The following is an 11890-nucleotide window of genomic DNA, read 5'->3' as shown; positions in this document are numbered from 1 at the left end:
ATAAGTTAAAATGGCGTTATGTATTGGCTGACAGTGGGTTTTCATCCATCGGTAATATGAAATTTATCCATGATAAAATATTTTTTATTGGCACTAAAAAGCAATCGCTTAATAGCGCTTAGCAAAGAAGATAAATTACAAGGGCGCTTTCAACGCATTGATTCATTAGATTGGTCAGACACTCCAATTTACGGTTGGGTAAAAGCAATGGATATTCTCGTTGTTTTACATCGACAAACCTTTAAAAACAAAGATGGCAGTGAAGGGTATACTATTTGATTAGTAATGATGCAGAGCTAGATAAAGACGCCATAGAAACGATCTATCAAAAACGGTGGAAAGTGAGGTTTTCCATAAAAATATAAAATCCAAGACTGCATTAGCAAAATCACCGACCAAAACAATCAAGACGCAAAGCAACCCTATTTTTATGTCATTGTTAGCCACAGTAAAGTTAGAGTGCTTGAGTATAAAAAAAGAGCTAACGACATTCGGTTTGAAAATGAAACTTTATATCAAAGCACAAAAAGCAGCAATTGAGGCTTTGCACCTAGAGCAAGCCTCAACTGCGTAACATCAGTTATTAAGCAGAATGATATTAAAGGAAAAAAATACCGACACATTTGTCGATATTTTTAAGGAGCTAGAAAATTACATTTTTGAATAATCCAATGTGATTGCAACAGCTTCAATTAAGAATGCATCAATGGGTTCAAAATCATCCGGTAGATCATCAATTGATTTAACCTCGGGTAAACCTGCACGTTTTAAACGCTCGTTATTGCGTAATAAACTACGTTGCTCTTTCTGTTCACGTTTTTTAATACGCTCACTTTCAACGAGAGTGATGCTGGTTTCATCTTTTTCAGCACGATACTCTTTAATATCGACATCAAGGTAGCTAAATTCTACTTCACCTTTTATGCGTTTTTCATGAATTTCACTGAGTTTACTAATCTCACTTTGCAAATCAGCCAACTCTTTATAAACTGCAGATTTGATATTATCCCAAGGCAGTGCATTTTTCTCTAAGCTTTCACCGGTATCTTGGTGATCAATCGCGGTTGGGAAAAGGATATCAGGAATGACCCCTTTATGCTGCGTACTGCCACCATCAATGCGGTAAAACTTCGCGATGGTATATTGTACCGAGCCAATCATTTCTGCATCATCATCGTAAAAACGAGAGATACGGCGATGTTGTTGTACCGTACCTTTACCAAAGGTTTGTTCACCAATAATAATGGCACGGCCATAATCTTGTAACGCGGCAGCAAATATTTCAGAAGCTGATGCACTGTAACGATTAACCAATACCGTTAATGGCCCATCGTAACTGACTGTTTCATTAACATCACGGTGTACTTCAATCTTGTTACGACTATCACGTATCTGTACAACAGGCCCTTTTCCTATAAATAATCCTGTTGATAATGTCGCTTCAGGGAGTGAACCACCACCATTATTGCGCAGATCAATAATGATACCTTCAACATCTTGTTTTTTGAGTTTACTCAGTTCTTTATCAATATCTTCACTGAGTTTGACGTAAAAGCTTGGAATGGTGATCACACCTATTTTTTTACCATCAATCTCTTCAATCGATGATTTTGCTTCTCTGTCTTCAAGGTGAATTTTTTCACGGACAATCACCACGATGCGGTTTTTATCTCCAGACTGTATTTGTAGTTGAACTTTCGTGCCTTTAGGCCCTTTAATCAGATCAACAATATCATCTAAACGCCAACCGATAATGTCAACGATTTTTTCGCCATCTTGACCAACACCGATAATTTTATCATCTTTAGCTATCTGCTTGGATCGCTCAGCAGGCCCGCCTGGTACAAGGCTACGCACTACGGTGTAATCATCTTCAAGTTGTAAAACTGCGCCGATCCCTTCAAGGGAGAGGTTCATCTCCATCTTAAAACGTTTAGCATTGCGCGGAGAAAGGTAACTGGTATGTGGCTCGATAGTATGTGAATAAGCGTTCATAAAGGCTTGAAAAACATCTTCACTTTCTGTTTGTGTCAGGTGTTTAATCGCACTATTGTAGCGTTTTCTTAACTGTTCTTTAATCTCAGGCCATTTTTTACCCGTCAATTTTAGAGATAATGCATCAGACTTTACTTTCTGTTGCCAAATTTTATCAAGCTCTGCTTTTGTTTTTACAAACTCAGCGTCACTTCTATCAAATTGGTAACTGTCTTCGCTATCAAATTTTATCTCTGTTTTTAACAAAGATAATGCGTAACTGTAACGCTCGTAACGACGTGTTAAGTTCAGCTGATAGATAATGTAAGCGGGATCAACCTGACCTGATTTAAGGATATCATCAAAGGAAAATTGGTGAACTTTCAAATCATCAATATCACTTTGTAAAAAAAGCTGTTTGTTATAATCAAGTTGTTCAATATAACGTTCAAATATTTTTTGTGATAATTCATCATCAAGTGGAATAAATTTGTAATGTGAGCGACTGTATAAGTCACTTACTCTTTTCACCACTTTCGCATGTTGTTCTTGTTGTGCGAGTTGTGGAATATCATTGACATCAAAACTTGCAGGAGTAGAGAAAACAAAACCAGCATAGAGCGCACTGGCAATAAGTAGAGAGTGGCGAAAAAATTTATTCATAAAATACCTTTTATACGATTAAATGCTTGGCTTTAACTTTCACTGTCATGCCAGAATTAAGCTGAACTTGAACATCATCTTTCATGATTTCAATAACAGTACCTGAAACAGGCACTTTACCTAATAAAACTTTGACTGTCTGATCAACAGTAAGTTCAGAATGAGTTGCTGCTTTATAGTTGCTTAAGTCTTCAACAGGCTCTTTTTTAGGGGCAGTTTTTTTGCTACGAGTGGGGACATTAACCTTTTTAGGCGCACGTTTTGCTTTATCGTTACCTTCTGCTTTTTTCTTATTTGCAAAGGCTTTCTCTTTGCTCTCTTTTAATGTTTTTAACGCATGATCTGCATGCTCTTCTGAGACTTCGTCTCCTTCAACACCATCAAGATCGACACGTTTCCTGGTTTGCTTAATGCAATGCAGGTAACGCCAACTTAATGTATATTGACGCAGTGCGCCACGCAGTTGCGTTTTGCTAACACGTGTCTCTGCTTCTAGACGGATGGCGAGTTCTTGGAACAAACCTATTTTTAACGGTTTTGCATCTGTGCTTCCCGCTGTAAAACAAAGTGGAAACTGCTCAGTTAAAAAAGCGATGATTTGTTTGTTATTGGTAAATTTTTCTGTGTTTTCCATGTAAAACCTAAATGTTAATGTCAGTACACTGACGAAAAGTAACTTTTAAAAATCGAAATATTGCCACATTATAGTGATGCGATAAGGAAATGTGAAACTTAATTTAACTTTCCCTGATTTTTTAGCGACTTGAGGCGGTGATAATAGCCTCTAATTTACCAATTCAGCTATTTCTTGTAGATATGTATCACAATACTTTCGTTTTTTTCAAAAAAGCGTAAACTTTGCTTCCCGTTATAATCCTCATTACCGTCCTGATTTAAATTCAGAAGAGAAAAATATGAAACCTGAGCTACTTTCCCCCGCTGGTACCCTTAAAAACATGCGTTACGCCTTTGCTTATGGCGCAGATGCTGTTTATGCGGGGCAACCTCGTTACTCTTTACGTGTACGTAATAACGAGTTTAATTTAGAAAAATTAAAAATCGGTATTGATGAAGCACATGCGCAGGGAAAACAGTTATTTGTGGTGTGTAATATTCAACCTCATAACTCTAAGCTAAAAACCTTTATACGTGATATGACCCCCGTTGTTGCGCTAAAACCTGACGCACTTATTATGTCGGATCCAGGTCTCATCATGATGGTACGTGAAGCCTTCCCAGAAATGACGATTCACCTTAGCGTGCAAGCGAATGCAGTGAACTGGGCAAGTGTCAAATTTTGGGAAACGCAAGGTATTAAACGCGTGATTTTATCTCGCGAACTTTCATTGGATGAGATTGAAGATATTCGCCAACACTGTCCGGATATAGAAATTGAAGTGTTTGTCCATGGCGCACTGTGTATGGCTTACTCGGGTCGTTGTTTGCTTTCAGGTTATATCAATAAACGCGATCCGAACCAAGGTACCTGTACTAATTCATGTCGTTGGAAATATGATGCCCATGAAGCAAAAGAGAATGAAATGGGTGATATCGTTGCGATTCATAAACCAGAGCCAACATTAGGATTAGGCCAACCCACGGACAAAATTTTCTTGTTACAAGAGGAAGGCCGCCCTAATGAATATATGCCCGCTTTTGAAGATGAGCATGGCACCTATATTATGAACTCAAAAGACCTACGTGCAATTCAGCATGTAGAACGTCTGCTTGAGATTGGTGTTAACTCTTTTAAAATTGAAGGACGTACTAAAAGTTTCTATTACTGTGCACGCACTGCACAGGTTTATCGTAAAGCGATGGACGATGCGATTGCTGGTCGCCCTTTTGACCCTAAACTGATGGGCACATTAGAAAATTTGGCACACCGTGGTTATACCGAAGGTTTTTTAAGCCGCCATACCCATGATCAATACCAAAACTACGACTACGGTTATTCTATCAGTGATACGCAACAATTTGTGGGTGAAATGACGGGACGTAATGAGCATGGTCTTGCAGAAGTGACGGTTAAAAACAAGTTTTTAGTGGGCGATACACTAGAGCTAATGACACCACAAGGTAACATCAACTTTACCTTAGAGCAGTTACAGAACCGCAAAGGTGAATTGGTTGATGTCGCGCCAGGCTCAGGTCATATTTTATATATGCCAGTACCTAAAGAGATCGACTTAAGCCACGCTTTATTGATGCGTAATTTAACCAATGGTGCGGACACACGTAACCCGCATAAGAAATAGTATGGCATTGCTAATCAAAGATAACTGTATCAATTGTGATATGTGCGATCCGGAATGTCCGAATGAAGCGATCACTTATGGGGCAGAGATATATGAAATTGATCCACTGCTTTGTACTGAATGTGTCGGACATTATGAAAAACCAACGTGTATGGCGGTATGCCCCATTAACAACTGTATTATCGTTGATCCGAATCATATTGAAAGTGAAGAGCAGTTATTAGATAAATTTGCGCAGATACACGTTTAATGATCCTTTAATGCAGGCGAAATATGCAACAACCAGCAAGATTTTTACAAGGTTCAATCTTTAAACATGTGATCACCATGTCCGCCACTAATGCGATTGGGCTAAGTGCGATTTTCATGGTGGACTTGGTTGATATCTACTTTATTAGTTTGTTGCAAAATAGTGCTTATACGGCTGCCATTGGTTACGCCAGTGCCATTATCTTTTTTACCACCGCCATTGGCATTGGTTTAACCACTGCTAATGGCGCTATCGTTTCAAAATATATCGGTCAAAACAAACATGAAAATGCACGCCAATACGTCGCGCATATTTCCATTTTTGCATTGTTATTAACCACGCTTATCGCTGCGATTATCTGGGTGTATGCCCCACATCTTTTACAAGCGATGGGCGCAAAAGGTGAAGAGCTTAAAGAAGCCATTATTTACCTACGCATTATTGTCCCCTCTCTGCCTATTCTTGCATTGTCAATGCAGATGAGTGCAACATTACGCAGTTTGGGCGATGCAAAGCATGCCATGTATGCCACCCTTGTAGCAGGTATTGTCAACGCTTTACTCGACCCTATTTTTATTTTTGTATTAGGCATGGATCTTCAAGGTGCCGCAATCGCTTCTGTGCTTGCACGTTTTAGTGCGCTCTTTGTTGGCATTTTTTATGTTGTGTTTAAATATAAAATGATAACATTACCGCGTTTCAAACTGTTCTCTTTAGATTTAAAAATCATCAGTAGTATCGCTTTGCCAGCAATGCTAACGCAAATTGCCACCCCATTGGGTAATATTTATGTCACTTATGAAGTCGCTCAATTTGGCACAGAGTACATTGCAGGGTGGGCTATTATTGGTCGTGTTATTCCCGTGGCTTTTGGCATGATGTTTGCTGTTTCAGGCGCAATAGGCCCGATCATCGGGCAAAATCATGGTGCACTTAACTTTGCCCGAGTGCGTGAAGTATTAATACAATCTTTAAAATTTATCACCGCTTATTGTTTAGTTATTGCCCTGCTATTATCACTGGGGCAAGAGATGATTATAAAGCTCTTTAACGCTAAAAATGAAACGGCTGAAATTATTCGACTATTTTGCCATCAGATATCTATCACTTTTATCTTTACGGGTATCACTTTTGTGGCAATGGCATTTCTTAATAACTTAGGTTATGCCAAATATGCCACCCTGTTAAATGTGGCAAAAATGACACTAGGGACAATCCCATTTGTGACAGTAGGTGCTTTTTATTATGGCGCTGCTGGCATCTTATATGGACAAGCCTTAGGCTCGATTGTATTTGGATTTGTTGCGTTATTTTTAACTCATAAAGTCATGAATAGCGTAGAAAATAGACACAGAGAAGAAAATAACGATCAATCGTCAACTTCTTGATCAACTTCATTAATTGTTAAGCAAAATATTGTTCTAATAGTGCAGAACCCACGGGGATAGTCATTTGATAATGCGTTTTTTACCTTTATATATCAGTCTACTGCTTTTAACGGCTTGTTATCAAACAGAGTCAACCTTAACGGATAGTTTGATCTATTGTGCAGATAAATCTCCTACGTCACTTAACCCGCAAATTAGTCATGATATTGCCAGCTTAGATGCGACAACACATCAGCTATATAACCGTTTGGTTAAAATAGAGCTTATTAGTAAACGCTTTGTTGCCGACATTGCAACGCATTGGGTCATTAATGAAGATAAAACCCGTTATACTTTCTTTTTGCGTAAAGATATTAACTTTCACCACACCGATTATTTCACGCCAAGCCGACCATTAAATGCAGATGATGTAATTTTCAGCTTTAAGCGTATGCTCTCTAAAAAACACCCTTTTCACTTTGTAAATGGTGAAGCGGATAACTACCGCTACAATCATCCATTTTCAAGTTTGGTGCAAGACATCATCAAAATAGATGATCACACCATCACTTTTTTACTCAATAAACCCGATGCCACTTTATTGGCAAATTTAGCGGCTCATTACGGCGTGATCCACTCCCAAGAATATGCGTTGCAATTACTAAAAACGGGGCACCCAGAGAAGATTGACTATTTTCCTATTGGCACAGGGCCTTATCAATTTAAACAAAAAAATAAACAAATCATTCGTTATCAGGCACATAAATTCCCTTGGCAGGCACCTGTTACCATTAATAATTTGATTTTTGATATCACCCCAAACAGCACCAAGCGTTACGCGAAATTACTCTCAGGGGAGTGTGATATCATCACCAATCCCGCATCTAGCCAAATTAAACAGATCAGCAAAAATAAGAGCGTACTATTAAGCAGTCAACCCACAGGTAATATCTCACTGCTCTCTTTTAATACCAAAAGCTCTCCTTTTGATAAAAAAGAGGTACGCCATGCACTAAGTGAAGCAATTAATCTCGATACCATTCTTGATGCCGTATTTTTTGAAACCGCGGTAGCAACCAATAATTTGTTACCTAAACACTCCTGGGCATACAATCCACGCACAAAAAAAACCACTTTTTCACCGCAGCAGAGTATGACTAAATTAAAAGTAATTAATTTTGATTTTAATAAAAATATCCGTATTATTGCGCCAATAAAAAATTCAATTTTTAATCCCAATTTTTACAAAACAGCAGAGTTAATCCAATCAAACTGGGCAGATATAGGTATAAAAAGTGAGATAATATTATTACGAGAGAGTGAGCTCCACAATACACTGCTGACAGGAGATTATGATATCTATCTCACCGGCAGTAGCCCTTATATTAAAGATCCCGATAATCTATTTCGCCCGCTACTCAGTTGTAATGCCAACTCATTTGAGGGAAATAGTAGCCAGTGGTGTGATGAAACCATGCAAAACTTATTAGATGCAACATTATTAGAAACTAATTTTATTCAGCGTGTAAAAAATTATTATCAGCTACAAGAGATGATCCAAGCACAGCGTATCTACTTACCTATTGCACATCTATTACGTTTTGATGTATTTAATAAAAACATCTCAGGGTTATTGGTTGATCCACTGACTGGTATCGATTTTCAAGCCGTTAGAAAGGTGTTACCTATTAACAAGGTAAAGGCTCACTAATATGTTTAACTACCTACTTCGACGTATTTATCTATTATCGATCACTGCATTCATCCTTACCCTGTTAGCTTTTACCATTGAACATTGGACAGTACATACGCAGATAGATGACAACACATTTAGCCACTATTTTAGCTACCTAAACAGTATTATTAAAGGTGATTTCGGTGTTTCAATCATTGATAATCAACCTATTTTCAACACCGGTTTGGTCGCTTTTTCTTCAACGCTAGAACTGTGTTTTTTTGCTTTTATCATTGCTATTATTATCGGTATGCCACTGGGAATCTTTGCAGGACTCGACCGTAACAATGGTGTTGATTACACCATTATGACCATCGCACTAATTGGTCTTGCACTACCGGTTTTTTGGGTTGCTATTATTTTTACCATTTTGCCTCACGCACTGGGAATAACACTACCCATTGATGGCAATATCAGCCCTATTTATGAGATACCTGTGGTAACAGGTTTATTGTTGATTGATAGCTTGTTGGTAACAGAACGTTACCAATTGGACGCATTTCTAAACCACCTAACACACCTTATTCTGCCTTCAACGGTATTAGCACTGTTTCTTACCTCAGAAATTATTCGCTTAACGCGCCACGCTATTACCATGGTGATGAAAAGCAATTATATTAAAGCAGCGCATACTAAGGGGTTAACAAGGTGGCAAATTGTCTACCGCCACGTATTAAAAAATGCACTGCCCCCTATTATTCATCAAATAAGGTTACAATTAAGTACCATTATCTCCTTCGCAATGGCGATTGAGATTGTATTTTCATATCAAGGGGCTGGCATGTGGCTATTTGCCAGTATTCATCAAGGAGATTACTTAGTACTCTCAGCAGCCCTACTTATCATTTCAGGGTTTATATTAATCTCAAGTATTATTATTGATTTTATTCTGGTACTTATCTCTCCTAGCAAGCGGAAATCTTTATATGCTGATCAATAATGAGTTTAACGAGCAGAAGATTCAGTCACCACTGCGCTATATTTGGCTTATTTTTAAAAGTAAAAATATTGCTGTTGTTGCGATGTGGGCTATTATCACCCTATTAATGGTGACCCTTTTTACCCCTTATATTATGCCCTACTCTCCCACGTTACAGCATCCCGATATGTTACTACTCCCCCCTTATTGGGCTGAAGGAGCAAACCCAGCGCACCTACTAGGCACAGATGATCTGGGTCGAGATACCTTGTCACGTTTATTAAAAGGTATACAATTAACCCTAGCAGGCGCCCTTAGTATCACCTTAGTCATCTCAATGTTAGGGTTACTTATTGGCGCAACTGCCGCGTTAACACAAGGTGTAAAGGCAAGTATCATGCACCACCTTCTTGATGCTCTACTGACCATCCCAACAATATTAACAGCGCTTATCTTAATTGTTTTGTTTGGTATGAGTTACGAAAATAGTTTACTGGCGATATCACTGTCATTGTTGCCACAATTTATCCGTGGTATCTACATCAGTATTGAAAACGAACTTAATAAACAGCATATAATTGCACTGCGTCTTGATGGCGCAAGAAACTTAAGATTATTACGCTTTGGTATTTTTCCTAATATTCTTGAACCGTTAGTAACATTACTGACGCGTATTTTTACCATGGCAATACTTGAGATCACCACCCTTGGTTTTTTAGGCTTTGGTGCCAATGCGAATGAAATTGAGTTAGGTGCATTAATTAGCAAAAGCTTAGAGCTTGTTTATCTCTCTCCCTATCTGGTTCTCTTTCCTGGAGTTGCCATTTTTCTGATCATCATTGTATTTAATGTTTTTGCAGAAGGGGTACGCCATGCAATTATCGAAGGAGAAGAATAATGGCACTGCTTGATATTCGTAATTTAAGCATTGATATCATCACTGCACAGGGAAAAATTCGTGTTATCGACAAAGCGAATCTCAATATTATTGATGGCTCTATTCATGGTTTAGTAGGTGAGTCGGGTTCGGGTAAAAGTTTGATTGCTAAAGCTATTTTAGGGCTACATAATGAAAATTGGATAGTAACAGCAGATAGAATGTTCTTAGGCAATATAGATTTAAGTAAGCTATCTTCTCGAGCGAGACGTAAAATAATGGGCACAGAGATAGCAATTATTTTTCAAAATCCACGCTCCTATCTTGATCCAAGTAAAAAAATATTTGATCAAATAAGAGAGGTTTTGCCTAAAAAAAGCCATCATAAACGTTTTTTCAGTAAAGTGGTGCCTAAATTGAGAGCATCAGAACAGCAAATTATTAAAGAGTTATTGCATAAGGTGGGTGTGCAAAATGATCAAGCAGTGGTACAAAGTTACCCGTATGAACTCTCCGAAGGGATCTGCCAAAAAGTGATGATAGCGATGGCAATTGCCAATAATCCACGTCTATTAATTGCTGATGAGCCAACAACCTCGATGGAAGCAGTTACCCAAGCACAAATATTTCGCTTATTATACAAATTGAATCAACTGCATAATATGACCATTTTACTGTTAAGTAATAACTTTGGTAGTATCAGTAACTTATCCGATTACATTTCACTTATCTATTGTGGGCAGATAGTTGAATCAGGAAGTTACAAACAGATAGTAAATAGTCCGATGCATCCTTATACACAAGCGATGATCAAAACCATTATAGAGTTTGATGATGGTGTGGATCATAAAGGGCAGTTATATACCTTGCCGGGGAGTATTCCTCCCGCTAACCAGTTGCCGATAGGTTGTCGTCTTGGCCCAAGGTGCCCTAAAGCACAACGAACCTGTGTTAGTAATCCTGAAGCGGTCAATTATAAAGGCCATATAATTCGTTGCCATTTCCCACAATTAGATGATAAAAAAGATGCAAACACTCCTCACAATAAATAACCTTTGTAAAAGCTATCGACGTAGCAGTGGTTTGTTCTCTTCAAATTTACAGAGTGCCTATCAAGATATCAATTTTTCATTAGAGAAAGGAAAAACACTCTCTATTATTGGAGAGAGTGGCTCAGGGAAAAGTACATTAGTGCAAACAATTGCAGGTCTGCGAACACAAACAAGTGGAGAGATATACCTCAAGGGTAAAGCATTAAGCTCACTCAGCTTACAAGAGCGCTGCAAATCGATCCGTATGATATTTCATGCGCCAAGTAGTTCACTTAATCCTAAAGCGACGATCGGTCGAATTTTAACGGCCCCTTTACAGCTTAATAGTAACTTAACGGCGATAGAGCGTGATAAACAGATTAAAGAAACCCTCAGTTTAGTCGGGCTTTTGCCTGATTATCTCGCCTTTTACCCTAATATGCTCTCCAATGTACAGCAACACCAAGTGGCACTTGCGCGCGCAATGATACTTGAACCAGACATCATCATTGCCGATGAGATCTTAGCTGGGCTTGATATTTCATTGCGTTTTAAACTTATTAACTTATTGTTAAATATACAAGATAAAAAAGAAGTGAGTTATATTATTGTGGCGCATAATATGAATTTAGTACGTCATATCAGTGATCATCTTATTGTCATGCATGAGGGAAAAATTGTTGAGAATGATCTAACAGAAAATGTATATAACGCACCACAGTCCAGTAAAACAAAAAACCTATTACAAAGTCATCAACCTGACTATAGAAAATAAAGTGTAAATAGGATATATTTTATTTTATGAAAGTAATAAAA

Annotated in this window: 10 protein-coding genes and 1 pseudogene; 9 read left to right on the top strand and 2 right to left on the bottom strand. The window is 38.1% G+C overall.

Going from position 1 to position 11890, the window contains the following annotated elements; translation table 11 throughout:
- A pseudogene (locus tag G322_RS24760) lies at positions 1-574 on the top strand (transposase); the annotation flags it as partial.
- Positions 575-651: 77 nt separating this feature from the next.
- Here the strand turns inward: G322_RS24760 and prc are convergent.
- Positions 652-2637, bottom strand: a complete 1986-nt coding sequence (prc, locus tag G322_RS0105605) for a carboxy terminal-processing peptidase (protein ID WP_022940829.1) — start codon at positions 2635-2637, stop codon at positions 652-654.
- A gap of 10 nt (positions 2638-2647) precedes the next feature.
- Positions 2648-3271: an RNA chaperone ProQ gene (gene proQ, locus G322_RS0105600; protein WP_022940828.1), complete on the bottom strand. Its 624-nt coding sequence runs from the start codon at positions 3269-3271 to the stop codon at positions 2648-2650.
- A gap of 280 nt (positions 3272-3551) precedes the next feature.
- Here proQ and trhP point away from each other — a divergent pair, with 280 nt between their 5' ends.
- The 8 genes from trhP to G322_RS0105560 all read left to right on the top strand — a co-directional run bounded on the left by trhP (position 3552) and on the right by G322_RS0105560 (position 11849).
- On the top strand, positions 3552-4895 hold the full coding sequence (gene trhP / locus G322_RS0105595; protein ID WP_022940827.1) for a prephenate-dependent tRNA uridine(34) hydroxylase TrhP: 1344 nt from the start codon (positions 3552-3554) through the stop codon (positions 4893-4895).
- Position 4896: 1 nt separating this feature from the next.
- Positions 4897-5145 carry a YfhL family 4Fe-4S dicluster ferredoxin gene (locus G322_RS0105590; protein WP_022940826.1) on the top strand — a complete coding sequence of 83 codons (249 nt, stop codon included), beginning with the start codon at positions 4897-4899 and terminating at the stop codon, positions 5143-5145.
- Positions 5146-5168: 23 nt separating this feature from the next.
- Positions 5169-6533, top strand: a complete 1365-nt coding sequence (locus G322_RS20000) for an MATE family efflux transporter (protein WP_022940825.1) — start codon at positions 5169-5171, stop codon at positions 6531-6533.
- 70 nt (positions 6534-6603) lie between these two features.
- Positions 6604-8223 carry an ABC transporter substrate-binding protein gene (locus G322_RS0105580; RefSeq protein WP_022940824.1) on the top strand — a complete coding sequence of 540 codons (1620 nt, stop codon included), beginning with the start codon at positions 6604-6606 and terminating at the stop codon, positions 8221-8223.
- 1 nt (position 8224) lies between these two features.
- Complete coding sequence (locus G322_RS0105575; RefSeq protein ID WP_022940823.1) at positions 8225-9187, top strand: ABC transporter permease subunit; 963 nt, start codon at positions 8225-8227, stop codon at positions 9185-9187.
- On the top strand, positions 9174-10064 hold the full coding sequence (locus G322_RS0105570) for an ABC transporter permease subunit (protein WP_022940822.1): 891 nt from the start codon (positions 9174-9176) through the stop codon (positions 10062-10064). Before G322_RS0105575 ends, G322_RS0105570 begins: the two co-directional genes overlap by 14 nt.
- Positions 10064-11095 carry an oligopeptide/dipeptide ABC transporter ATP-binding protein gene (locus G322_RS0105565; RefSeq protein WP_022940821.1) on the top strand — a complete coding sequence of 344 codons (1032 nt, stop codon included), beginning with the start codon at positions 10064-10066 and terminating at the stop codon, positions 11093-11095. Before G322_RS0105570 ends, G322_RS0105565 begins: the two co-directional genes overlap by 1 nt.
- The gene (locus G322_RS0105560) at positions 11070-11849 is read left to right on the top strand and encodes an ATP-binding cassette domain-containing protein (RefSeq protein ID WP_022940820.1); all 780 of its coding nucleotides are present in this window, start codon (positions 11070-11072) and stop codon (positions 11847-11849) included. The genes G322_RS0105565 and G322_RS0105560 overlap by 26 nt, the downstream gene beginning before the upstream one ends.
- The last annotated feature ends 41 nt before the right edge of the window (positions 11850-11890 follow it).

It is taken from the genome of Psychromonas hadalis ATCC BAA-638 (assembly GCF_000420245.1).
In the GTDB taxonomy this organism is placed as follows: Bacteria; Pseudomonadota; Gammaproteobacteria; order Enterobacterales; family Psychromonadaceae; genus Psychromonas; species Psychromonas hadalis.
Note: the sequence above shows the minus strand (reverse complement) of the source record. Positions and strands in the feature narration are given on the sequence as shown.

Excerpts from the sequence above, each read along its gene's own strand:
- prc (WP_022940829.1), bottom strand. The coding sequence starts at position 2,637 with ATGAATAAATTTTTTCGCCACTCTCTACTTATTGCCAGTGCGCTCTAT.
- proQ (WP_022940828.1), bottom strand. The coding sequence starts at position 3,271 with ATGGAAAACACAGAAAAATTTACCAATAACAAACAAATCATCGCTTTT.
- trhP (WP_022940827.1), top strand. The coding sequence starts at position 3,552 with ATGAAACCTGAGCTACTTTCCCCCGCTGGTACCCTTAAAAACATGCGT.
- G322_RS0105590 (WP_022940826.1), top strand. The coding sequence starts at position 4,897 with ATGGCATTGCTAATCAAAGATAACTGTATCAATTGTGATATGTGCGAT.
- G322_RS20000 (WP_022940825.1), top strand. The coding sequence starts at position 5,169 with ATGCAACAACCAGCAAGATTTTTACAAGGTTCAATCTTTAAACATGTG.
- G322_RS0105580 (WP_022940824.1), top strand. The coding sequence starts at position 6,604 with ATGCGTTTTTTACCTTTATATATCAGTCTACTGCTTTTAACGGCTTGT.
- G322_RS0105575 (WP_022940823.1), top strand. The coding sequence starts at position 8,225 with ATGTTTAACTACCTACTTCGACGTATTTATCTATTATCGATCACTGCA.
- G322_RS0105570 (WP_022940822.1), top strand. The coding sequence starts at position 9,174 with ATGCTGATCAATAATGAGTTTAACGAGCAGAAGATTCAGTCACCACTG.
- G322_RS0105565 (WP_022940821.1), top strand. The coding sequence starts at position 10,064 with ATGGCACTGCTTGATATTCGTAATTTAAGCATTGATATCATCACTGCA.
- G322_RS0105560 (WP_022940820.1), top strand. The coding sequence starts at position 11,070 with ATGCAAACACTCCTCACAATAAATAACCTTTGTAAAAGCTATCGACGT.